The 22,102-nt window shown below is 73.0% G+C and carries 18 protein-coding genes; 11 read left to right on the top strand and 7 right to left on the bottom strand.

What is annotated here, in order from left to right; translation table 11 throughout:
- Nucleotides 1-65 precede the first annotated feature (65 nt).
- From fdh to nrfD, 3 genes are read left to right on the top strand one after another with little or no spacing between them, the layout of a single operon-like run.
- Entirely contained in the window at nucleotides 66-3,347 is a 3,282-nt protein-coding gene (gene fdh, locus EIO00_RS02200; RefSeq protein ID WP_175596096.1) for a formate dehydrogenase, read from the top strand.
- A gap of 44 nt (nucleotides 3,348-3,391) precedes the next feature.
- Complete coding sequence (locus tag EIO00_RS02195; protein ID WP_140175399.1) at nucleotides 3,392-4,216, top strand: 4Fe-4S dicluster domain-containing protein; 825 nt, start codon at nucleotides 3,392-3,394, stop codon at nucleotides 4,214-4,216.
- Nucleotides 4,213-5,181 (top strand): NrfD/PsrC family molybdoenzyme membrane anchor subunit, encoded by a 969-nt coding sequence (nrfD, locus tag EIO00_RS02190; RefSeq protein WP_140175193.1) that lies wholly within the window; start codon nucleotides 4,213-4,215, stop codon nucleotides 5,179-5,181. The genes EIO00_RS02195 and nrfD overlap by 4 nt, the downstream gene beginning before the upstream one ends.
- A gap of 82 nt (nucleotides 5,182-5,263) precedes the next feature.
- On the opposite strand, the gene EIO00_RS02185 is transcribed toward nrfD, so the two are convergent.
- The 3 genes from EIO00_RS02185 to EIO00_RS02175 are packed head-to-tail and all read right to left on the bottom strand — an operon-like array spanning nucleotide 5,264 to nucleotide 7,296.
- Nucleotides 5,264-5,818, bottom strand: a complete 555-nt coding sequence (locus tag EIO00_RS02185) for a TIGR03086 family metal-binding protein (RefSeq protein WP_140175192.1) — start codon at nucleotides 5,816-5,818, stop codon at nucleotides 5,264-5,266.
- Entirely contained in the window at nucleotides 5,815-6,816 is a 1,002-nt protein-coding gene (locus tag EIO00_RS02180) for a sigma-70 family RNA polymerase sigma factor (RefSeq protein WP_140175191.1), read from the bottom strand. Before EIO00_RS02180 ends, EIO00_RS02185 begins: the two co-directional genes overlap by 4 nt.
- A gap of 36 nt (nucleotides 6,817-6,852) precedes the next feature.
- A complete protein-coding gene (locus EIO00_RS02175) occupies nucleotides 6,853-7,296 on the bottom strand; it encodes a helix-hairpin-helix domain-containing protein (RefSeq protein WP_140175190.1) in 444 nt (147 codons plus the stop codon).
- Between the two features lie 254 nt (nucleotides 7,297-7,550).
- Here EIO00_RS02175 and EIO00_RS02170 point away from each other — a divergent pair, with 254 nt between their 5' ends.
- The gene (locus EIO00_RS02170; RefSeq protein ID WP_140175189.1) at nucleotides 7,551-8,762 is read left to right on the top strand and encodes a PucR-like N-terminal domain-containing protein; all 1,212 of its coding nucleotides are present in this window, start codon (nucleotides 7,551-7,553) and stop codon (nucleotides 8,760-8,762) included.
- A gap of 38 nt (nucleotides 8,763-8,800) precedes the next feature.
- Here the strand turns inward: EIO00_RS02170 and EIO00_RS02165 are convergent, their stop codons facing one another.
- From EIO00_RS02165 to EIO00_RS02155, 3 genes are all read right to left on the bottom strand, one after another.
- Nucleotides 8,801-9,334, bottom strand: a complete 534-nt coding sequence (locus EIO00_RS02165) for a hypothetical protein (RefSeq protein WP_140175188.1) — start codon at nucleotides 9,332-9,334, stop codon at nucleotides 8,801-8,803.
- Nucleotides 9,335-9,429: 95 nt separating this feature from the next.
- Nucleotides 9,430-10,299, bottom strand: coding sequence for an LLM class flavin-dependent oxidoreductase (locus EIO00_RS02160; RefSeq protein WP_140175187.1), 870 nt, complete (start codon nucleotides 10,297-10,299; stop codon nucleotides 9,430-9,432).
- Between the two features lie 10 nt (nucleotides 10,300-10,309).
- On the bottom strand, nucleotides 10,310-10,891 hold the full coding sequence (locus EIO00_RS02155) for a dihydrofolate reductase family protein (protein ID WP_140175186.1): 582 nt from the start codon (nucleotides 10,889-10,891) through the stop codon (nucleotides 10,310-10,312).
- A gap of 93 nt (nucleotides 10,892-10,984) precedes the next feature.
- Between EIO00_RS02155 and EIO00_RS02150 the strand changes: the two genes are divergently transcribed.
- The gene (locus EIO00_RS02150; RefSeq protein WP_140175185.1) at nucleotides 10,985-11,569 is read left to right on the top strand and encodes a TetR/AcrR family transcriptional regulator; all 585 of its coding nucleotides are present in this window, start codon (nucleotides 10,985-10,987) and stop codon (nucleotides 11,567-11,569) included.
- A gap of 73 nt (nucleotides 11,570-11,642) precedes the next feature.
- On the opposite strand, the gene EIO00_RS02145 is transcribed toward EIO00_RS02150, so the two are convergent.
- Nucleotides 11,643-12,977, bottom strand: a complete 1,335-nt coding sequence (locus EIO00_RS02145; RefSeq protein WP_140175184.1) for a tetratricopeptide repeat protein — start codon at nucleotides 12,975-12,977, stop codon at nucleotides 11,643-11,645.
- A gap of 129 nt (nucleotides 12,978-13,106) precedes the next feature.
- On the opposite strand from EIO00_RS02145, the gene EIO00_RS02140 reads away from it, so the two are divergent.
- From EIO00_RS02140 to EIO00_RS02115, 6 genes are all read left to right on the top strand, one after another.
- Nucleotides 13,107-13,919: a DUF4253 domain-containing protein gene (locus EIO00_RS02140; protein ID WP_140175183.1), complete on the top strand. Its 813-nt coding sequence runs from the start codon at nucleotides 13,107-13,109 to the stop codon at nucleotides 13,917-13,919.
- A 94-nt stretch (nucleotides 13,920-14,013) separates the two neighbouring features.
- On the top strand, nucleotides 14,014-14,589 hold the full coding sequence (locus tag EIO00_RS02135; protein ID WP_140175182.1) for a TerD family protein: 576 nt from the start codon (nucleotides 14,014-14,016) through the stop codon (nucleotides 14,587-14,589).
- 941 nt (nucleotides 14,590-15,530) lie between these two features.
- Nucleotides 15,531-16,886 carry a cytochrome P450 gene (locus tag EIO00_RS02130; protein WP_140175181.1) on the top strand — a complete coding sequence of 452 codons (1,356 nt, stop codon included), beginning with the start codon at nucleotides 15,531-15,533 and terminating at the stop codon, nucleotides 16,884-16,886.
- 16 nt (nucleotides 16,887-16,902) lie between these two features.
- The gene (locus EIO00_RS02125) at nucleotides 16,903-17,802 is read left to right on the top strand and encodes a terpene synthase family protein (protein ID WP_140175180.1); all 900 of its coding nucleotides are present in this window, start codon (nucleotides 16,903-16,905) and stop codon (nucleotides 17,800-17,802) included.
- Nucleotides 17,799-19,394 (top strand): prenyltransferase/squalene oxidase repeat-containing protein, encoded by a 1,596-nt coding sequence (locus tag EIO00_RS02120; protein WP_206664011.1) that lies wholly within the window; start codon nucleotides 17,799-17,801, stop codon nucleotides 19,392-19,394. Before EIO00_RS02125 ends, EIO00_RS02120 begins: the two co-directional genes overlap by 4 nt.
- 269 nt (nucleotides 19,395-19,663) lie before the next feature.
- Nucleotides 19,664-22,099 carry a sensor histidine kinase gene (locus tag EIO00_RS02115; RefSeq protein WP_241661060.1) on the top strand — a complete coding sequence of 812 codons (2,436 nt, stop codon included), beginning with the start codon at nucleotides 19,664-19,666 and terminating at the stop codon, nucleotides 22,097-22,099.
- Nucleotides 22,100-22,102: the final 3 nt, after the last annotated feature.

Genomic DNA, 22,102 nt, shown 5'->3' with positions numbered 1-22,102 from the left:
CCGGCGTCCGGAGGCGAGGCCGGGGAGGAGGCATAGGAGACGGCGCGGCGGGTAGAGCGGCGGACATGGGGTGGGGCGACCTTCTCGGCCGGTGGCCGGTGTGGCGTCAGCTCACCGGCGCCGACCGGACGGGGCGCGGGGCGGCCGCGCGCAGCGCGGCCACCGACCGGCTGCGCCCGCGCACCGCCGACGCCGACCGGGTCGTCAAGTCGATCTGCCCGTACTGCGCGGTGGGCTGCGGGCAGAACGTCTACGTCCGCGACGGCAAGGTCGTCCAGATCGAGGGCGATCCCGATTCGCCGATCTCACGGGGCCGGCTGTGCCCCAAGGGGTCGGCCACCCTCCAGCTCACCACCGGCCCGGCCCGGGAGACGCGGGTGCTGTACCGCAGGCCGCACGGCACCGAGTGGGAGCGCCTGGATCTCGACACCGCGATGGACATGATCGCCGACCGGGTGATCAAGGCGCGGCGGGACGGCTGGCAGTGGACCGACGACGAGGGCCGCCGAGTGCGGCGCACCCTCGGGTTCGCCAGCCTGGGCGGGGCCACGCTGGACAACGAGGAGAACTACCTCATCAAGAAGCTGTTCACCGCGCTGGGCGCCATCCAGATCGAGAACCAGGCGCGGATATGACACTCCTCCACCGTCCCCGGTCTGGGGACCAGCTTCGGACGCGGCGGCGCCACGACGTTCCAGCAGGACCTGCGCAACGCCGACTGCATCGTCATCGAGGGCTCGAACATGGCCGAGTGCCATCCGGTCGGGTTCCAGTGGGTGATGGAGGCCAAGGCCCGCGGCGCGACGGTGATCCACGTGGATCCGCGGTTCACCCGCACCAGCGCCATGGCCGACCTGCACGTGCCGCTGCGGGCCGGGTCCGACATCGCGTTCCTGGGCGGGCTGATCCGCCACGTGCTGGAGAACGAGAAGTACTTCCGCGAGTACGTGCTGGCCTACACCAACGCCGCCACCATCGTCAGTGAGGAGTTCCGCGACACCGAGGACCTGGACGGGGTGTTCTCCGGGCTGGATCCCCGACGCCGGGCCTATGACTTCAGCAGCTGGCGGTACGAGGACGCGGAGGTGTCCGCCCCGTCCGGACTGCAGGAGATGCGGCCGGAGGAACGGGACCGGGTCCGCGGGGCGGCGCGCGGCGAGAAGCACGGCTCGGGCGGGGCGGAGGTGTCCGCCGGGCCGATGCGCATCCGCACCGACGAGACGCTGCGGCATCCGCGCTGCGTGTTCCAGATCCTCCGGCGGCACTTCGCCCGGTACACGCCGGAGACGGTGGAGCGGATCTGCGGCATCCCTCAGGAGACGTTCGCGAAGGTCTGCGAGCTGATCACGGAGAACTCCGGCCGGGAGCGCACCACCGCGTTCGTCTACTCGGTGGGCTGGACGCAGCACACGGTCGGCGTGCAGTACATCCGCACGGCCGCGATCCTGCAGACGCTGCTGGGCAACATCGGGCGGCCGGGCGGCGGCATCCTCGCGCTGCGCGGCCACGCCTCCATCCAGGGGTCGACGGACATCCCCACGCTGTTCAACCTGCTGCCGGGCTATCTGCCGATGCCGCACGCGGACCGCGGCCGGGACCTGGAGGAGTACCTGCGGGCCGAGACCGTCCGCAAGGGCCACTGGGGCAACATGCGCTCCTACCTGGTGAGCCTGCTGAAGGCCTGGTGGGGCGAGGCGGCGAACGCCGACAACGACTTCTGCTTCGACCACCTGCCCCGGCTGACCGGCGACCACGGCACGTACCGGACGGTGCTGGCGCAGCTCGACGGGGTCTGCAAGGGCTACTTCCTGCTGGGCGAGAACCCGGCGGTCGGGTCGGCCAACGCCCGGCTGCAGCGGCTGGGGATGGCGAAGCTGGACTGGCTGGTGGTGCGGGACTTCTCGCTGATCGAGTCGGCGACCTGGTGGAAGGACGGGCCGGAGATCGAGACCGGTGAGCTGCGCACCGAGGACATCGGCACCGAGGTGTTCTTCCTGCCCGCCGCCGCGCACACCGAGAAGTCCGGCAGCTTCACCAACACCCAGCGGCTGCTGCAGTGGCACCGGCAGGCGGTCGAGCCCGCCGGGGACGCGCGCAGCGACCTGTGGTTCGCCTTCGAGCTGGGGCGGCGGATCCGGGCCAAGCTCGCCGACCCCGCCTACCGGGAGCGGCACGGCCTGGACGATGTGGAGATGGACCGGCCGGTCCTGGAGTTGACCTGGGACTATCCCACCGAGGGTCGGCACGGGGAGCCGGACGCGGAGGCGGTGCTCGCCGAGATCAACGGGCGGGACGCCGCGGGCCGGCCGCTGTCGTCCTACCTGGAGCTCAGGCCGGACGGGTCCACCTCCTGCGGATGCTGGATCTACTGCGGGGTCTACGCGGACGGGGTCAACCAGGCCGACCGCCGGCGGCCCGGGAGCGAGCAGGACTGGGTGGCGGCCGAATGGGGCTGGGCGTGGCCGATGAACCGCCGCATCCTCTACAACCGGGCCTCGGCCGACCCGGCCGGACGTCCGTGGAGCGAACGCAAGGCCTATCTGCGCTGGGACGAGTCGCGGCGCCGCTGGGTCGGGCCGGACGTGCCCGACTTCGATCCCGCCACCCCGCCGGACCACGAGCCCCCGCCCGACGCCACCGGCCCGGAGGCGTTGTCGGGGACGGACGCGTTCATCATGCAGGCCGACGGGAAAGCATGGCTGTATGCACCGTCGGGACTGGTGGACGGGCCGCTGCCCGCGCACTACGAGCCACAGGAGTCGCCGTTCGCCAACCCGTTGTACGGGCAGCGGCGCAATCCCGTCCGGTCGCTGCCGCCTCCGGGGCGGGAGCACTTCCAGCCATCCGACGGGGAGCGGGGCGCGCAGGTGTTCCCTTACGTGGCGACGACGTACCGGCTGACCGAGCATCACACGGCGGGCGGGATGTCGCGCTGGCTGCCCCGTCTGTCGGAGCTGCAGCCGGAGTTCTTCTGCGAGGTGTCGCCGGAGCTGGCGCGGGAGCGCGGGCTGGAGCATCTGGGCTGGGCGACCGTCATCACCGCCCGCAGCGCCATCGAGGCCCGGGTCCTGGTGACCGAGCGGATGAAGCCCCTGAGGGTGCAGGGGCGGTGGCTGCACCAGATCGGGCTGCCCTACCACTGGGGGCCCAACGGCCTCACCACCGGGGACGCCGCCAACGAGCTGGCCCACATCGCGCTGGACCCCAACGTCCACATTCAGGAGGTCAAGGCGCTGGCGTGCGACATCCGTCCGGGCCGCCGCCCGCGCGGGCGCGCGCTGCGGGAGCTGGTGGAGGAGTACCGGCGGCGCGCCGGGATCGACGAGCAGACCGGGAGGCAGATGTGAGCGACCCCGCCGCCGACACCGGGTATGCGGATCCGCCGCCGCGGATGGGCTTCTTCACCGACACCTCGGTGTGCATCGGCTGCAAGGCGTGCGAGGTGGCGTGCAAGGAGTGGAACGCCATCCCCGAGGACGGCATGGAGCTCACCGGCATGTCGTACGACAACACGGCGGGGCTGGGGGCGTCCACCTGGCGGCATGTGGCGTTCGTCGAGCGGCGCGGGCCGGTCCCGGCGGGTCCGGGCGGCGAGGGGGGCGAGCCCTCCCCGCAGGGCGCCGCGACGCCGGGCCGGGAGGAGGGCGAGCTGCGCTGGCTGATGGCCTCGGACGTGTGCAAGCACTGCACGCACGCCGCCTGCCTGGACGTGTGCCCCACCGGCGCGCTGTTCCGGACGGAGTTCGGCACGGTGGTGGTGCAGGAGGACGTCTGCAACGGCTGCGGCTACTGCATCCCCGCCTGCCCGTACGGGGTGATCGACCAGCGCAGGGGCGACGGGCGGGCCTGGAAGTGCACGCTGTGCTACGACCGCATCTCCACCGGGCTGGAGCCGGCCTGCGCCAAGGCCTGCCCCACCGAGTCCATCCAGTACGGGCCGGTGGAGGAGCTGCGGGAGCGCGCCGCCTCCCGGCTGGCGGCCCTGCAGGAGGCCGGGGTGCGGCAGGCCCGGCTGTACGGGGCCGACCCCGACGACGGGGTGGGCGGGGCGGGCGCGTTCTTCCTGCTGCTGGACGAGCCCGAGGTGTACGGGTTGCCGCCGGACCCGGTGGTGACCACCCGTGATCTGCCGTCGATGTGGCGGCATGCGGCCGTCGCCGCCGCGGGGCTGCTGGGGGCGGCCGTCCTCGCCTGTCTGACGGGGCGGCGCCGATGAGCCCGCGACGGCGCCGCGAGGCGGGCGGGGAGCGTCCGACGGTCCCCGCCGCGGAGTTCGCCTCCTACTACGGCAGGCCCGTCCTCAAGCCGCCGGTGTGGCGGTCGCTGGACATCGCGGGCTATTTCTTCCTCGGCGGGCTGGCGGGGGCGTCGTCGGCGCTGGCGGCGGGCGCCTCGTGGACCGGCCGCCCGGTGCTGGCCCGCAACGCCCAGGTCGCCGCCGTGGGGGCGGTGGGCCTGTCGACGGCCGCCCTCGTCCACGATCTGGGGCGTCCCGCCCGGTTCGGCAACATGCTCCGCGTCGCCAAGCCCACCTCCCCCATGAGCGTCGGCTCGTGGCTGCTGGCGGCCTACGGCCCCCTGGCGGGCGCGGCGGCGCTGTCCACCCTCACCGGCCGTCTCCCCCGGCTGGGCCGGGCGGCCGGCACGGCCGCCGCCGTCCTGGGCCCGGCCGTCGCCGCCTACACCGCCGTGCTGATCGCCGACACCGCCGTCCCCGCCTGGCACGAGGCCCACCGCGAGCTGCCGTTCCTGTTCGCCGGCTCCGCCGCCGCGGCCGCCGGAGGGCTGGGCCTGCTGACCGTCCCGCCCGCCGAGAGCGGTCCCGCCCGCCTGCTGTCGCTCGCCGGCGCCGCGACGGAGCTGACCGCCGCGACGCTGATCCGCCGCCGGCTGGGCCTGGTCGCCCGTCCCTACCGGGCCGGGAGGGGCGGCCGGCTCCTGCGAGCCGCCGAGGGGCTGACCCTCGCCGCCACCGCCGCCGCGGCGGCCGCTCCCCGGCGCCGTCTGCCGAGCGCGCTGGCGGGCGTCGCGTTGTTGACCGGTTCGGCGCTGACCCGGTTCGGGGTCTTCCACGCCGGCGTGGACTCCGCCCGCGACCCGGTCTACACCGTGCGGCCCCAGCGAGAGCGTCTCCGGGCCCGCCGGCGGGCGGAGCGTCCCGCCTCCGCCCCGGGCGGATGAGGGCGCGTCCTTCTCCGGCTCCCCGGCCGTCCCGGCCTCCTCGGCCTCCCCGTCCTTCCGACGCTCCGGGACGGATCGCCGGTCAGGAGGGGGCGCGGCCGAGGAAGGCCAGCAGCCGGTCGGCCGCGGTGGCGTCGGGCGGCGGGGGCAGCGGCGGGGCGAACCGGCCGGGACGGTCCTCCTCGGCGACCAGGATCGAGGCCAGCGGGAGGAGGTCCGCGGCCAGGGAGACGGGGATGGGGTGGTCGGCCCCGCAGGCCCGGGCCACGTCCCAGCCGTGCACGGTGATCTCCAGGGCCCCGGCGACGGCGACGAGAGGCGCGGCCAGCGACAGGCCGGCGATGGCGATGTCGTCGCGGGCGGGAGCGGCGGTCCAGGCGCCGAGGAGGCGGGAGGCCCGCTCGCGGAGGGCGGTCACCGGATCGCCCGCGAGGTCGGCGGTCGGGGCGAGGTCCACCCGGCCCAGGTCGGCGGCCTCGCACAGGGCCTGCAGGGAGTCGTTCATATGGGCGAGCAGGGTGCGCAGGCTCCAGCCGCGGCAGGGGGTCGGGCGGGACAGGGCCTCGGGCGTCACCGCGCGGAGGCCGCCGAGGGCGTAGCCGACCGCCCGTTCCAGCAGGGACAGTCCGGTGCTCATCGGGACCGCGCGGGCAGGGTCTGCGGCAGGTCGAAGATCGCGAACAGGCGGGTGTCCAGGAACGTCGCGCAGTGGCCGATGCGGCCCGCGGGGGTGAGGGTCAGCACCTGCAGGTTGAACGGGCGGAAGACGCCGGCGGCGGGGTCGCGCAGGTACTGGGCCACGCCGGGCTGGCCGTTCGCCGAGATCCGCAGCAGCCGCAGGTCGCCGGGGCGGGCCGGGCACACCCGGGCGAGGTGGCGGGCGATGGCGTCGCGGCCGGCGTACCAGGTGAGGAAGGGCGGCATCTCCCATATCGCGTCGTCGGTGAACAGCGCGACGATGGCCGCGACGTCCTTGGCCTCGAACGCCGCCATGTACCGGTCGAGCAGATCGCGCTGTTCGGCGGTCGACGGGCCGGTGACGTCCTCCTCGCGCGGGGCGGCCGTGGCGATCCGGTCGCGGGCGCGCTGCAGGAGGCTGTTGACGGCGGCGGTGCTGACGCCCACGGTCTCGGCGACCTCGGCGGCCCGCCAGCCGAGCACGTCCCGCAGGATCAGCACGGCCTGCTGCCGGGGCGGCAGGTGCTGCAGGGCGGCCACGAACGCCAGCCGGATGCTCTCCCGGGAGAGCACGACCGCGGCGGGGTCGTCCTCCCCGGCCTCCACCAGCGCGTCCGGCGCCGGTTCCAGCCAGGGCGTCTCGTGCCGTCTCACCGGCCCCTCGTCGGGGTCGCCGGGACCGCCCAGGCCGGTGGGCATCGGTCGTCGCGCCCTGCCCTCCAGGGCGGTCAGGCACACGCGGGTGGCGATCCGATGCAGCCAGGCGCGCAGCGAGGAGCGCCCTTCGAACCGGTCATAGGCCCGCCAGGCGCGCAGGTAGGTCTCCTGAACCAGGTCCTCGGCGTCGTGCACCGAACCGAGCATTCGGTAGCAGTGCGCCGTCAGCTCCCGGCGGAACGGGTCCGCCAGCCGGGCGAAGTCCTCGGCGCCCGGGTCCTCGGTCGGGGTCATGGGCATGGCGGATGTCGCTGATCGTTTCGGCGGTGCACGCCGTCACAGGGCGGCGATGGCCTCCAGCAGGTCCCGGCGGGTCTTGGGTCCGAACCCGCGCACGCCGTCCAGGCGGCCCTGTTCGATGGCGGCGGCCAGGGCGCGGGGGGAGTCGACGCCCAGTTCGGCATGGAGGCGGAGGGCCCGTCGAGGGCCGAGTCCGGGGACGGCCAGGAGACTGCGGGCGCCTGCGGGGATCTTGGCGCGCAGCTCCTCGAGCCGGCGGAACGTGCCGTGGCGCAGCGCCTCTTCGACCTTGGCGGCGATGGCCTCGCCGACGCCGGGGATGGTGCGCACGTCGACGGCGGCCAGATCGCCGGGGTGGGCGGCGATGGCCTCGGCGGCCTTCCGGTAGCTGCGGACCCGTATGGCGTCGCCCCCGTCCATGGCGAACAGGTCGGCATACTCCAGCAGCAGTTCCGCCACCTCGGCATTGCTCCGTCCCATGTGAGGACCCTAACCGACGGACCGGACATTCCACTGCATCGTTGACCGCTCCCGGTCAACGGCAATACCGGGCAGGCGAGTATGGAGCAACCATGCCCGAAGATTCCGGAATTCACATTCTTGTGAGGTAATGAACAACGACGCTCCCGATCGGGCTCACTTCAGACACTTACCTCGTCATGACTCGTTGTGTGAACTGCGAACGCTGAGCGCTATCGGCGCCACATGCGACTCACGTCACCAGGAGGGTCCGCATGGGCAAAGTCCCCGCCGCCGTAGATCCGCCGCTCGCCGAGGTCCCGGCCGAGCTCGCCGACCCGCTGCGCCCCTACCTGGAGGCCGCGGCCGAGGAGATGGTGCAGGAGATCCGAGGCCAGGTCCCCGAGTACGCCCGCCCGGCCGACAGCACGTACGGCCGGCGGATGAAGTGGACGGTGCGGGAGACCGTCCGGCAGTTCGTGGACGCCATGGGGCGTCCCGACTTCGACTGGACGGAGCTGACGGAGATCTACGCCGGCATCGGCGCCTATGAGGCGCGCAAGGGCCGCAGCCTGGACGGGCTGCAGACGGCCATCCGGGTGAGCGGCCAGGTCGCCTGCCGCCGCTTCATCCGGGACGCCCGGCGGCTGAACTGGTCGCTGGACGTGCTCGGGCAGCTCACCGAGTCGTTGTTCGTGTTCCTGGAGAAGCTGGCCGGGGCCGCGGCGCAGGGGTACGCCGCCGCGCAGGAGCAGGTCGTCACCGAGCGGGAGCGGTCCCGCTGGCGGCTGCGCGACCTGCTGATCGTGGACCCGCCGGCCAGCCGGGAGGCGATCGCCGAGCTGGCCCGCTCGGCGCGCTGGGAGCCGCCGCGCACGATCGCCCTGGTGGCGGTGCGCCCGCCGCTGGGGCATCCGGCGCCGGTGATGCCGCCGTCGATCCTGGCCGACTGGCACGGCCCCGCCCCGTTCCTGGTCGTCCCGGATCCGGACGGCCCGGGCCAGGACCGGATGATCGCGTCGCTGGTCCGCGGGTGCGCCGCCGCCATCGGCCCGACCGTGCCGATCACCCGGGGGGCGTTGTCGCTGCGGTGGGCCCGGCACGCCCTGAACCTGGTGGAGCGCGGCGTCATCCGGGAGAGGGGACCGGTGCGCTGCCTGGACCACATCCCCACGCTGGTGGCCGCGATGAGCGAGGAGCTGATCAACGTGGCGCTGGAGGAACGGCTGGCGCCGCTGATGGAGCTGCCCCCGCACCGCCGCGAGCCGCTGGCGCTCACCCTGCTCACCTACATGGAGAACCGCGACAACGCGGTGGCCGCGGCCGAACGGCTGCTGGTGCACGAGCAGACGGTCCGTTACCGGATCCGGCGGCTGGAGGAGATGTTCGGGGACGCGCTGACCGACCCCGCGCGCCGGATCGAGATGCTGCTCCTGCTGCACACCTGGGTGCGCTTCGGGGGCCGCGGAACCGAGTCGGACCTTTGACATCCGGCGGCGGACGCCGGAGGGCCGACCGTGCGGCGTCAGGTGTGCTCGGCCAGGGTCCCGGTGCGGACCAGGGCGCACGTGGGGGTGCTCTGGTAATAGGCGTCCTTCCGGGGGGTGAAATGACGGAGCGTCTTGGGATGGCGGAAATCGGCCCGGGGCAGGAAGACGCGGACCCTGGTCAATTTCTTGCCGCGGGTCAGCAGGCCGATCCGGGTCTTGCGGTCCTGCAGCAGGACCACGGCGTTCCGGGTGGGGAGGGGGGTGCGGCCGCCCCGTTCCACCTCCAGGTAGGGGCGGGTGCGGCGGGTGCCGTGGTGGGCGCTCCAGACGCAGTAGTCGTCGCCCTTCCCGACCGGGTCCAGGACCCGCAGGGAACCGAGGGGGCCCCACCCGATGCGGGTGCCGTTGGGGGTGGTGTAGAACTCGCCCCGCCGGATCTCGACCGTCCCATAAGAGGTGGGCCTGGGCCGGGTCGCCCGGACGGCCGCCGCGTCCGCCGCGGCGGCCGATGACAGGGCGGTGATCGAGACGGCGATCACGACCAGGATCCGTTGCGCGGCGGACCGCATCGGCACCCCTCCATCCCACTCGATACGGGCCTGGGCCCGCAGGTGTTCCGGGGGGCTTGCGTTCCGTCGGATTATCGGCGGGCGCGGGGAACGCGTTACGCGGGGACGCGAGGACGGACCTCTTCGGCGATGAAACGGGCGAATCCCTCCGGATCGGGCTCGTCGGGGGTGGGCTGGAGGATCACGGCGTCGGCGCCCGCGTCGGCCAGGCGCCGGACGGCCTCGGCGATCGTCTCGGCGTCCCCGGCGGCGGAGACGTCGAGCGCGGACGGGTACCCCTCGGCCGAGAGCTCGGCGCGGAGGCGGGCGGCCGCATCGGGACCGGTGGCCGCATGGAAGTAGACGACCAGCCGGTGCGCTCCGGTCGAGGCGCCGCGGCCCTCGTCGATGAGCCTGCGGGCCCGGCGCACGCCCTCGGGCGAGGTGCCCGCGGTGAGGATGGTGCCCTCGGCGGCCTCGCCGCTCAGCCGGAGGGTGCGCGGGCCGGTCGCGCCGGCGAGCACCGCCGGGACCGCGGTCGGGGGCCAGTCCAGGGCCACCTCCTCCAGCGTCACGTAGCGGCCGCGGACGGTGACGCGCTCGCCGCGCAGCAGCGCGCGCAGGGCGGTCAGGTGCTCGCGCAGCAGCGTCAGCGGGGACTCGACCCGCGCGCCGACCTGGCCCATCCACTCCTGCACGCCGTGGCCGACGCCGAGGGTCAGCCGGCCGGGGAACATCCGCGCCACGGTGGCGGTCTCCATGGCGGTGAGGGCGACGTTCCGCAGCGGCACGGGGAGGATCCCGATGCCCACGTGCAGGCGTTCGGTCCAGGCGAGGGCCGCCGCGGCGCTGGCGACGCCGCTCTCCAGGAAACAGTCCTCCCACAGCCACAGCTCCTCCAGGCCCGCCTCGTCGGCGGCGCGGGCGACGGCGCGCAGCCGTTCGGGCGGGAACTGGGGACGGAAGATCATGCCGAGCGCGGTCATGACGACCTTCCTACCGCATTGATCGCTTCTTCCGGTAGGTCAGGACGACCATGCCGCTCTCCAGCGGACGGACGCCGGTCAGCTCGAAGTGGACGGGTGAGAAGTCCGCGCCGAACAGCGGGATCCCCGTCCCGACGACCACCGGGTAGAGCTTGACGACCAGGTCGTCGATCTCCGGCAGCAGCGCACCGGCCAGGCGGGCGCCGCCGGCCAGGTAGATGTCGCGGCCCTCCTCCGCCTTCAGCTCCCGGATCTTGGCCAGCGGGTCGCCGGAGACGATCTCCACCGCCGGGTCGGGGCTCTCGCCGAGGCTCCCGGACGCCACGTACTGGCGCAGGTGGGCGTACGGGCTGGTCACCCCGATCTCCAGGGCCGGCTCGTAGGTGCGGCGCCCTTGGATCACCGTGTCGAAGCGCCGGTTGTCGGCGTCGACGCCGAGCTGCTCCCGGACGTGGGTCGGCAACGCGTCCGGATAGTCCTCGCGGATGAACTCCACCACGTCGGGCGTCACCGGGAAGAAGTCCACCTCCCCGCCCGGCCCGGCGATGAATCCGTCGATGGACATGCCGACGTAGTAGACGAGCCTGCGCATGCGCCCCCCATTCACTTCAACCAAAGCGCTTCAGATGTAGTGGTTTGAACGTAGTACTACAGTTGGAGTGGTGTCAATCAGAGGAGGGCGATCATGCGGCAGAACCCGGCGCGACGGGCCGCGCTGCTGGACGCCGCCATCGAGGTGCTGGCCCGCGAGGGCTCACGCGGCCTGACGTTCCGCGCGGTCGACGAGGCCGCCGGCGTGCCGAGGGGGACGGCGTCGAACTACTTCGCCAACCGTGACGAGCTGCTCACCCAGGCGGGCGCCCGCGTGCACGAACGGTTCCGGCCCGCTCCCGCCACCGTCGCCATGGCGCTGGAGGGTCCGCGGGACCGCGCCCGGCTGACCGCCCTGATGCGCGACCTGGTCGAACGCATCTCGGCGTTCCCCTCGGGGCAGCTGGCCCTGCTGGAGCTGCGGCTGGAGGCCACCCGCCGTCCCCGGCTGCGGGAGATCCTGACCCGGCAGATCCGCGATGACCTGGAGGCGAACGTCGACTTCCACCTCAAGACGGGCCTCCCGGGCGACGCGACCACCGTGGTCCTGCTCTATCTGGCCATCAACTGGCTCATCCTGGACCGCCTCACCCTCCCCGAGGTCATCCCCGAGGACCGCGTTCCCGAGCTGGTCGAGGCCTTGGTCGAACGGCTCGCCCCCGCCGAGGGGGCGCGGTGACCGCGGGCGGACGCGGCATCGCCCGCGGTCGCGGCGTGAGAGGGTCCGCCGGGCCGATCGAGGGGCCGGCCGTTCAGGAGGCGGGCTCGGCCCTGGCGTAGCCGTGCCGGATCAGCCACTGCACCCACGGGGCGGCCTCGTCGTTGCGGCCGGTCTCCACCAGCAGCCGGGTCAGCCGGACGATGCCCTCGATGTCCGCGGCGTCGGCGGCGCGGCACAGCCACGGTTCGGCCTCCTGGAGCCGGCCGGTCTCCAGCAGCAGCCGGCCCAGGTTGCGGCAGGCGGCGATCATCCCGGAGTCGGCCGCCCCGCGCAGCAGCGGCTCGGCCTCCTCGTACCGCCGATGGTCGAGGTGGTCGCGGCCGAGGGCGTTCATCGAGTCGGGATGGCCCGCGCGGGCGGCCTTCTCCAGGTACGGCACCGCCTCCGGGTAGCGGTGCTGGGAGTTGAGCAGGCGGCACAGGTTCCACATGGCCTCGACCATCCCGGCGTCGGCGGCGCGGCGCAGCCAGGTCTCCGCCTGGGCGGGGTCGCGGTCGACGAGGTCGTTGCCGAGGTTGAACATCGCGGCCGCGTTGCCGTGCTCGGCGGCCCGCAGATACCAGTCGCGGCCCTCGACGGAACGGCCGGCCTCGATGAGCAGGCTGCCGAGGTTGAACATCCCCTGGTCGTCGCCGGCCTCGGCGGCGGCGCGCAGCCACCGCTCGGCCTCGGCGCGCCTGCCGGAGACGGCGCAGAACACCCCCAGGGCCGCCATGGAACGCGGACGGCCGGTCTCGGCGGCGGCCCGGTGCCAACGTTCGGCCTCCTCGTGGCGTCCGGCGCTTTGATGCCGCAGGGCGAGGTCCGTCATGGCGCGGGGCTCGCCCGCCTCCGCCGCCCGCCGTGTCCAGTCGAGCTCCTCCTCCTCGCGGCCCGCGGCGCGCGCCCGTGCCGCCAGGACCAGCATGGCCTCGGCGTCCCCCGCCCGGGCGGCCTGGACGAACCACCGGTCCGCCTCCTCCCGCCGCCCGTCCTCCTCGCACATGATCGCCAGGTTGACCATGGCGTGCACGGTGCCGCCCTCCGCCGCCCGGCGGAACAGCCGCTCGGCCTCCGGGCGCCGGCCCGGGAGGCGCAGCAGCAGCGCGCCCAGGTTGACGACGGCCTGCGGCTCGCCGGCGTCGGCGGCGGCGCGCAGCCACCGCTCGGCCTCCTCCAGCCGTTCCCCACCGTTCATGAGCAGGGTGCCGAGGTACTTCATCGCCATCACGTGGCCGGCCCGGGCCGCCGCCGCGTACCAGCGCTCGGCGTCCGCCGCCCGCCCGTCCTGCTCATAGGCCTGTCCGAGCCGCGCCATCGCCTCGGCGTCCCCGGATCGGGCCGCCCGGCCGTGGATCCGCTCGGCCTCCGCCGCGTGCCCGCTCATCACGCCCCCTCCGCGCCGACGATCGCCATGGCCGGTACGACGCGCAGAGGAGATGAGGGGTTCCGAGTGATGCGCGAGCCGTGGGCGGGGTCGCAGGGAATGTCATATCCGCCCGCTATGTTGCCGGGCATGGCCGAGTTCCGTGACACGCCCTTCGACGCGCTGCCCTCGGGGTTGCCGCCGGGACGCTTGATCGTTCCCGACGAGGGGGACTGGCCCGGAGGGCCCGTGATGTGGGTGTCGGACAAACCGGTGCCGGACGCCGCCGTGCTGTGGATGCGGCTGCATGAGAGCCATCCGGAGACCGGCTTCTATCCGCTGCTGCTGGAGCCGCTGTGCAGGGAGCCCGACCGGCCCTGGCACTCCGGTGAGCTGTTCCCGCCCCTGTCGGTCGGCGCGATCGACGTGCTGAGGGCCGACGGGGTGCTACAGCGTTTCTGGGAGATGGTGAGCGAGGAACTGCCCGAGGACGCCGACGAGAGCGAGCGGGTCGACCACAACGGGGTGCCGCGCGGCCCCTGGCCCGGCCTGGCCCCGGCGACCCCGCCCGGCGATGATCCGGACCAGACGGTGCGCGAGCACGTCCTGGCCCGCTACGCCGGTGATGATGTGCTGCTCGGGCTGGTGCCGGCCGCTCGGGGCGCCGACGCCCTCACCCGGATGGGCTGGTCGGGGCCGTGCAACCACACCGATCACCCTCAAGAGATCTCCGCCGTGGTGCGGTCGTGGGAGGACAGGTTCGGGGCCCGGGTGATGTCGGTGGGCTTCGACACCCTGGACCTGTCGGTGGCCGCTCCCCCGACGACCCTCGACCAGGCGATCGACATCGCCGTCGAGCACCACGCGTTCTGTCCCGACAACATCTCGCAGGGCTGCGGCGACTTCCTGCAGTACGCCGAGTCCTTGGTCGGCGCGGTGCGCTGGTCGTTTTGGTGGGACTGAACACGCGCTTTGGGGCGCGGCGATCCGGCCGGGAAACCATCCTCGCGCCTGCCCCGTTGGACGGGGCGTACGTCACGACGAACGAGGGGATCCCATGGGCGTCAGCCTGACCAAGGGCGGCAACGTGTCGCTGAGCAAGGAGGCTCCGGGGCTGCGGGCGGTCACCATCGGCCTGGGGTGGGACGTGCGCACCACCACCGGCGCCGACTTCGATCTCGACGCCAGCGCCCTGCTGCTGAACGAGTCCGGCCGGGTGCTGTCGGACCGGCACTTCGTGTTCTACAACAACCTGCGCAGTCCGGACGGCTCGGTCGAGCACACCGGGGACAACCTCACCGGCGAGGGTGAGGGCGACGACGAGCAGATCAAGGTCGACCTGGCCGCGGTGCCCGCCGAGGTCGCCCGGATCGTGTTCCCCGTCTCCATCCACGAGGCCGAGCAGCGCGGACAGACCTTCGGCCAAGTCCGCAACGCCTTCATCCGGGTGGTCAACCAGGCCGACGGCGCCGAGATCGCCCGCTTCGACCTCACTGAGGACGCCTCCACCGAGACCGCGATGGTCTTCGGCGAGCTGTACCGGCACGGCAGCGAGTGGAAGTTCCGCGCCATCGGCCAGGGGTACGCCTCCGGGCTGGCCGGCGTCGCCCGGGACTTCGGCGTCAACGTCTGATCCCGGGGCAGGCCCGCCAGGGGTCCGTCCGGCGGTTCGGACGGACCCCTGGCGGGCCCGGCGGAGCACCGCTCCGTCCGCCCCGTTCCGCACCGAGGCCACGGCCGACCGGCCGTGGCCTTCGGCCTTTCGGTGAGGGGAGAACCCTGCACCGTCCGCCCCCTCACCGGCGCGACCGCCGGCGGGCAAGCGGACCGCGTCACCCGAAAAACCCCGACACCACCGCCTTCACCAGCGAAAACAGAACGAGAAAAGAGCGACGGTCGGACATTGGAACACCGGCCGCGCCCCGGGCTCACGCGGTGAATTCCCGCGCCGCCGAACGAATCGGCGAATCGGCGAGTCGACGGACCGTCGAAGAGCAAGGGAATTCCCCTCCGGCAGCCGTCTCGGCGGAACGGCTCGGCGCGCCGTGACCGTGCCGCCGAGCGGCGGCAATGCGGGGCGGCGCACCGCGCCCCCGACGCCGGGCGTCGGACCGCCTGCGGGCGGGCGGGGCGCCTGCGGGCGGGCGGGGCGTCGACGACGGGCGCCGCGGCGGGCACGCTCTCCGGGTGGCCCATGCCGCAGGCCCCTGAAGTCCGCGAACGCCCTGAGCGGCGGGCGGCGCGTCAGTCCCGGCGCACGGCCGTCGGACGCCGGCGGAGGGCCAGGTCAGCGTGGATGCGGATGCATGGGCGAGGGCTCCGGCGGCCGCCTGCGCACTGACAATTCGTGATGCACCTCACAGCTCGGACTGGTGATTCGTTGCCAAAGCGAACCTTGTTCCGGAAAGTTGATCATGTGATAATTCCGCCAAATGAGCCGCATAAGACAGTAATGGGATAGACCACCCGAAGTGACCGACGATCCCCTCGAACCCGGGGACCGAGGCCGCCGATTCGTCTCGGTCCCGGAACGCTTCACCCCTCGTCCGGCCTGCGACGCGAGAGAGTTCCGTGATGCCCACTGACACCCACAGCTCCACGATTCGACGCGCCCGGACATTCCCGGTACGCCAGGTCCTGCCCCCGCTGCTGCGCTCACCGCTGCAGGCGCTGGAGGACCTGTCCCGCGCGGCCAACGGTGAGATCACCCGGCTCAGCCTGGGCGTCTTCCGGCCGTACCTGGTCACCCACCCCGACCACCTGCAGTACATCCTGCGCGACAACGCCGAGAACTACCGGCGCGAAGGGCTGATGTGGAAGCCGCTCAGCCGGCTGGTGGGCGAACCCTCCGGCGCCGACCCGGTCTGGCCCGTCAAGCGCGACGTCTTCATGCACCTGATGTCGGGTCCCAATATCGCCTCCTACACCAACGAGATGGCCAAGGCGATCACCGACGCCGTCGAGGACCTGGGCCGTCGCGTCAAGCCCGGCGAACCGGTCGACGCCATGACCGAGATCACCCGGATCGTCTACCGGGCCATCCTGCAGCTGTTCGTCGGCGACCGGCTCACCCGGGACGACGTGGAGAGGCTGGGCAACGCGATCCTGACGGCCACCACCTCCTCCTTCCGCGCCCGGATGCTGCTGCCGTTCGTGCCGCACTCGATCCCCCTCCCCGGCGACCGGGCGTTCCACCGCGCCGTCCGGGAGGTGGACGAGATCGTGTACCCGCTGGTGCACCAGGCGCGCCGCGAGGGCGCCGGCGACGGCATCCTGTCGCTGCTGTTGCAGGCCAAGGGACCCGACGGCGAAGGGCTGTCGGACAAGGACATCCGCGACGGCGTCGTCTCCATCTTCGTGGCCGGCACCGAGACCACGGTCACCGCGCTGACCTGGCTGTGGGTCGTGCTGGCCGAGCATCCGCAGGTGATGGAGCGGATGCGGGAGGAGATCGAACAGGTGGTCGGGCTGGACGTGCCCCAGCGCGAGCACCTGCCCCGGCTCAGCTACACCAAGATGGTCACCCAGGAGCTGCTGCGGATGTACCCGATCGGGTGGATCATCCCGCGCGTGGTGGCCGAGGACGACGTCATCGACGGCGTCCGGATGAAGCGCGGCGCGACCGTCATCGTCAGCCCCTACCTCACCCACCGGCTGCCGCAGGTCTGGCCGAACCCGCACGTCTTCGACCCCGAGCGGTTCGCCCCCGGCCAGCGCCGTCACCGCTTCGCCTACCTGGCCTTCGGCGCCGGCCCGCACAAGTGCGTGGGCACCCAGTTCTTCACCGTCGAGGCGCAGATCATCCTGTCCGCGATGATCCCCCGGCTGCGGCCCGCCCTGTACGGCCCGCCCACCGCCAGGCTCCAGGCCGGGCTGACCCTCAAGCCCGACAAGCCGATCCAGCTCACCCTCCAGCCGGTCGTCTCCTAGCGGACGGGGATCGCACGTGCACATCACCGATTCCGATTCCGACCTGCTCCGGATCGCCGCCGAGCAGGGAAGGATCAGCGCCCTGGCCGCCGACTGCCAGCGCGACCTGATCAAGTGCGAGCAGGAGTACCCGGGACTGTTCCCCCGGGCCTTCGACGCACGGCTCTACAGCTCCGTCACGCTGGCCAACGCGTTCGGCGCGCCGTGGGCGACGGCGGACGAGCTGCGCATGGCCAACCGCGCCACGCTGTGGATCTTCGCGATCGACTGGGTCATCGACTACGTCGCCTCGTCCCGGGAGGAGATCGACGCCACGGCCGAGCGGTGCATGGACATCGTGGGCGGGGCGCCGCCCGCCGACGACGACATGCTCGGGCGCTTCCTCGCCGACATCCGGGACGAGCTGGCCGAGGTCCCGGCGTTCCCGCGACTGCGCGAGCGCTGGGGCGGCCAGGTCGAGCTCTACCTGCGCGGGGTCACCCGGGAGTGGGAGTGGAAGACGGCGCACTCCCGAAGCGGCGCGCCGCTCCCCTCCTTCGAGGAGTACCTCGCCAACGCCGACAACTTCGGCTCCACGTTCGTCAACCTCTCGCACTGGATCGCCACCGGCGACCGGTGGACCCACGACAACCTCGACGAGCTGTGGGTGATCAGCGAGGAGATCCAGCGCATCCTGCGCCTGCTCAACGACCTGGCCACCTATCAGCGCGACGTGGAGTGGGGCGATCTCAACGCGCTGATGCTCGGGGTCGACCGCGACCACGTCACCCGGCGGATCGCCGATCTGGTCGAGAACTGCCGCAGGCTGATCGCGCCGGTGCGCGAGCGCAACCCCCTCCAGGCCGAATACCTGGAACGCCAGATCGGCTGGAGCACCGGTTTCTACGGGATGACCGACTTCTGGGGGCCGCTGTGACCACGGACTTCTCCCTCCCGGCCGCCGCGGCCCCGGACGCCGGGCGCGGCCTGGTGCCCGCGGACCTGCGCGAGCAGGCGCAGAAGCTGCTCGACGGGCTGCTGCACGAGCCGTGGGGCCAGACCTCGCCCTCGGTCTATGAGACGGGACGGGTGGTCTCCCTGGCCCCCTGGCTGACCGGACACGAGCAGCGGCTGGCCTATCTGCTCGACAGCCAGCGGCCGGACGGCGGCTGGGGGGCGCCCGGTGGCTATGCGCTGGTCCCCACGCTCAGCGCCGTCGAGGCGCTCCTGGCCTCCCTGCACGAGGCGGGACCGGACCGTCCCCGGCTGGCCGCGGCGGCCGGCCGGGGCCTGCGCCTGCTGGCCGATCTGCTGACCCGGCCCGATCTGGACATCCCGGACATGCCCGCCGCCGACGTGATCGCGCACTCCCTCATCGAGGCGATCAACCGGCACCTGGACCGCTCGCCCCAGCCGCCGCCCGGCTGGCCCGCCGAGCGGCGGCTGGCGGCGCCGTCCGGGCTGCCGGCCGACCGGTTCGTCGCGCTCCGCCGCGTTCTGGGGGAGGGCGCCGATCTGCCGGAGAAGCTGCTGCACGCACTGGAGATCATCGAGCTCTCCGAGCCCGCGCTGGCGCGCGTCCGGCCCGATGCGTCCGGTTCGGTGGGCGCCGCCCCGGCGGCGACCGCGGCCTGGCTGGCCCGGACCGGGCGCCGCAGCCCCGACGAGCCGGCCCTGCGCTTCCTGGAGGCGGTGGTGAGCCGGCACCGCGGGCCGGTGCCGTGCGGCCTGCCCATCACCGTGTTCGAGCGGGCCTGGGTGGTGTCCATCCTGGGCCGGGCGGGCATCGCCGTGGACCCGCCGGCCGAGGTGGTCGCCAGCCTGCGGGAGGCGCTGGCCGAGGGGGGCACCCCCGCCGGAGGCGGGCTGCCCAAGGACGCCGACACCACCTCCGCCGCCCTGTACGCCCTCGGCTTCCATCAGCCGCCGCCCGCGCCGGATCCGCTGCGGCCGTTCGATCTGGGCACCCACTTTTGCACCTGGCCGGGGGAGGACGGGTTCTCCGTCACCGTCAACGCGCACGTGCTGGAGGCGTTCGGCCACTACGCGGCCGCCGCGCCCGAGGCGCCGCCCCGGTACGCCGAGACGGTGCGCCGGCTCTCCGCGCTGCTGTTGGAGCATCAGCGGGAGGACGGGAGCTGGGACGACCGCTGGCACGCCTCCCCGTATTACGCGACCGCCTGCTGCGTGCTCGCGCTGCGCGGGTTCGGCGGCGCGATCGCGGCCGCCGCGGTGGAGGCGGCGACCCGGTGGGTGCTGGACACCCAACGGCCGGACGGATCCTGGGGACGCTGGGAGGGGACCGCGGAGGAGACCGCGTACGCGCTGCAGATCCTGGCCTCCGGCGACCGGCCGAGAGAGGAACGTCACATGCGCGCGATCGCCCGAGGCCGCGCCCGGTTGCTGACGGAGATCGACGGCTCGGCGGGATTCCCGCCGCTGTGGCACGACAAGGACTTGTACGCGCCCACCGCGATCGTGCAGGCGAACATCTTGGCAGCTCTGCACGTGTCCGGACCGCTGGAGTGACGATGTCGTCCGTCCCGCCCAACCGACCCCATAAATTGTGACAAACACCCCAAAAGGCGACGACGTCTTACTTGTAAGAAGTTGCCTTGAGCGCCCTAGATGGCGTTGCTAGGATCCCCGCCATGCGGCGCAGCGTGTTGCCTTATGTCGCGCTATCGTGTCCTACGCTTCGCAACCTTGGCTTTAAGTAAGAACAGGTTGCAGTGTCATTACCTGTATCTCTTTGGGCGGGTGTAATGCGTTTCCGCAACTCGCGTGTGCGAGCCAAGGTGACAGCACTGCTGGCCTCGCTCGCCGCGCTCTGGGCGTTCGCCGCGTGGGTCACCGTGCAGGACGGCCTCAGCCTGCTGTGGGCCAACACACTGGACCAAAAGGTCAGCCGTCCCGGCGTCGAGCTGGTGACCGCCCTCCAGGAGGAGCGCCGGCTCACCATGGTCTACCTCGGCGGCGCCGGCCGGCAGCCGCGGCAGCCGCTGGACGCTCAGCGGGCGCGCACCGACCAGGCCGTGGCCAAGTTCAGCGAGTCGGTCAAGGGCGACGACGTGGCCCGCGCGGCCAGCGACACCCTGGAGGCCCGCATCGATGAGCTGCTCAAGGGGCTGAACACCCTCAAGGTCGTCCGCGGCCAGGTCAACACGCTGCGGCCGAGCCGCACCGCGGCGGCGGCGAGCTACAACTCGATCATCGACTCCGCCTTCTCGGTGTTCGGCGCGACCGGTGCCAGCCTCGACGACGAGCAGATCGTCAAGGACAGCCGCACCCTCAACGCGCTGGTCCGGGCCAAGGAGATGCTCTCCAGGGAGGACGCGCACCTGGCCGGGGTGTTGACCGCCGGTCGCCCCACCGAGGCCGACCTGGTCGAGTTCACCCAGCTGGTCGGCGCTCAGCGGACCCTGCACGATGAGGCCGCGGCGGAACTGCCGCCCGCCGACCGGGCCCGTTACGAGGAGTTCACCAAGAGCTCCGAGTTCCGGCGGCTGCAGACGCTGGAGAATCTGATGATCTCCAAGGGGCGGGCCCGCACCCGTCCCCCGGTGGAGGCCGGCGAGTGGCACGCCGCCACCCAGCCCGCCCTGGAGGGCGTGGAGCGGATCGTGCGGGCCGGCGGTGACGACCTGCTCGAACGTTCCAAGCCGGTGGCCGCCGGCATCATCGTCCGGCTGATCCTGGCCGGCGGTCTGGGCATGGTGGCCGTCATCGCCTCGATCGTGCTGTCGATCACCACCGCCCGGACCCTGCTCCGTCAGCTGGAGCTGCTCCGCACCGCCGCGTGGGAGCTGGCCAACAAGCGTCTGCCCAGCGTGGTCGAGCGGCTCGGTCACGGGGAGACCGTGGACGTGTCGGCCGAGGCCCCGCCGCTGCAGTTCGGCGACGACGTGATCGGGCAGGTGGGCAAGGCGTTCAACGCGGTGCAGGAGACCGCCATTCGGACCGCGGTCGAGCAGGCCGAGCTGCGCCGCAACTTCCGCGACATGCTGCTCAGCCTAGCCCGCCGTTCGCAGACGCTGCTGCACCGGCAGCTGTCCCTGCTGGACGAGATGGAGCGCAGGGACATGCCGGACCGGGACATGGAGGATCTGTTCCGGCTCGACCACCTGGCCACCCGCATGCGGCGCAACGCCGAGAACCTCATCGTGCTGTCCGGCTCCGTCCCGGCGCGCGGCTGGCGACGGGCGGTGCCGATGGTGGACGTGGTCCGCGCCGCGGTCGCCGAGATCGAGGACTACACCCGAGTCACGGTGCTGCCGTTCGGCCAGGTCGGTCTGGTCGGACGGGCCGTGGGCGACATCACCCACCTGCTGGCGGAGCTGATCGAGAACGCCGTGTCGTTCTCTCCGCCCTACACCACCGTCCAGGTCGGTGGACAGCCGGTGGCCAGCGGGTTCGCGATCGAGATCGAGGACCGCGGGCTCGGCATGACCGACGAGAAGCTGGCGGAGATCAACGACCGGATCGCCAACCCGCCGGAGTTCAACCCCTCCGGGTCCGTCCAGCTCGGGCTGTACGTGGTCGGCCGGCTGGCCGAGCGCTACCACGTCCGGGTGCAGCTCAAGCGTTCGGCCTACGGCGGCACCACCGCGGTGGTGGTCATCCCGCACGACCTGGTGGTGGAGAACGTCGAGGACGAGCTGACCCGCCGGGTGGGCGGCGCGCCGGCGATGGCCGCGGCCCCCGCCGGGGCGCAGCAGGGCGAGATCGCACGCGGCGAGCGGCCGGACGCCCCGGCGGAGGGCGCGGCGGCCGCATCCGCGGACGGGCGGCAGGAGCCGCTGCCCGCCCCGGTGCCGCTGCCGATCGACCGGGCCGCCGGGCCGGACCTCCTGCCGGCGCCCGGCTCCACACCGTCCCCTGACGCGTCCGCCGACCGGCCGCAGGCCGCAAGCGGCGGGTCGCCCACCGCCACCACCGAGACCTCCGGGAGCCCGATGCCCGAGAATCCACCCCCCGTACCGGAGACCGCGCACACGCCGGGCGGCCTGCCCATGCGGGTTCCGCAGGCCAACCTGGTCCCGCAACTGCGCACCGAGGCACCGATCACCGCGGCGGAGAGCGACGAGGAGGACGAGGAGCTCCTGCGCTCGCCCGAGGAGATCCGCCGCATCGTAGGCGCCTACCAGTCGGGCACCCGCCGGGGTCGTTCGGACGCCGCCAAGAAGGCCGCGTCCCAGGCGGTCTCGGACGAGGACGACGAGCCCGAGTCCTAGAGC

Source organism: Thermomonospora catenispora (genome assembly GCF_006363815.1).
Classification (GTDB): domain Bacteria; phylum Actinomycetota; class Actinomycetes; order Streptosporangiales; family Streptosporangiaceae; genus Thermomonospora; species Thermomonospora catenispora.
Note: the sequence above shows the minus strand (reverse complement) of the source record. Positions and strands in the feature narration are given on the sequence as shown.

Coding starts and splice junctions, on each gene's coding strand:
- EIO00_RS02195 (WP_140175399.1), top strand. CDS start 3,392: ATGGGCTTCTTCACCGACACCTCGGTGTGCATCGGCTGCAAGGCGTGC.
- nrfD (WP_140175193.1), top strand. CDS start 4,213: ATGAGCCCGCGACGGCGCCGCGAGGCGGGCGGGGAGCGTCCGACGGTC.
- EIO00_RS02185 (WP_140175192.1), bottom strand. CDS start 5,818: ATGAGCACCGGACTGTCCCTGCTGGAACGGGCGGTCGGCTACGCCCTC.
- EIO00_RS02180 (WP_140175191.1), bottom strand. CDS start 6,816: ATGCCCATGACCCCGACCGAGGACCCGGGCGCCGAGGACTTCGCCCGG.
- EIO00_RS02175 (WP_140175190.1), bottom strand. CDS start 7,296: ATGGGACGGAGCAATGCCGAGGTGGCGGAACTGCTGCTGGAGTATGCC.
- EIO00_RS02170 (WP_140175189.1), top strand. CDS start 7,551: ATGGGCAAAGTCCCCGCCGCCGTAGATCCGCCGCTCGCCGAGGTCCCG.
- EIO00_RS02165 (WP_140175188.1), bottom strand. CDS start 9,334: ATGCGGTCCGCCGCGCAACGGATCCTGGTCGTGATCGCCGTCTCGATC.
- EIO00_RS02160 (WP_140175187.1), bottom strand. CDS start 10,299: ATGACCGCGCTCGGCATGATCTTCCGTCCCCAGTTCCCGCCCGAACGG.
- EIO00_RS02155 (WP_140175186.1), bottom strand. CDS start 10,891: ATGCGCAGGCTCGTCTACTACGTCGGCATGTCCATCGACGGATTCATC.
- EIO00_RS02150 (WP_140175185.1), top strand. CDS start 10,985: ATGCGGCAGAACCCGGCGCGACGGGCCGCGCTGCTGGACGCCGCCATC.
- EIO00_RS02145 (WP_140175184.1), bottom strand. CDS start 12,977: ATGAGCGGGCACGCGGCGGAGGCCGAGCGGATCCACGGCCGGGCGGCC.
- EIO00_RS02140 (WP_140175183.1), top strand. CDS start 13,107: ATGGCCGAGTTCCGTGACACGCCCTTCGACGCGCTGCCCTCGGGGTTG.
- EIO00_RS02135 (WP_140175182.1), top strand. CDS start 14,014: ATGGGCGTCAGCCTGACCAAGGGCGGCAACGTGTCGCTGAGCAAGGAG.
- EIO00_RS02130 (WP_140175181.1), top strand. CDS start 15,531: ATGCCCACTGACACCCACAGCTCCACGATTCGACGCGCCCGGACATTC.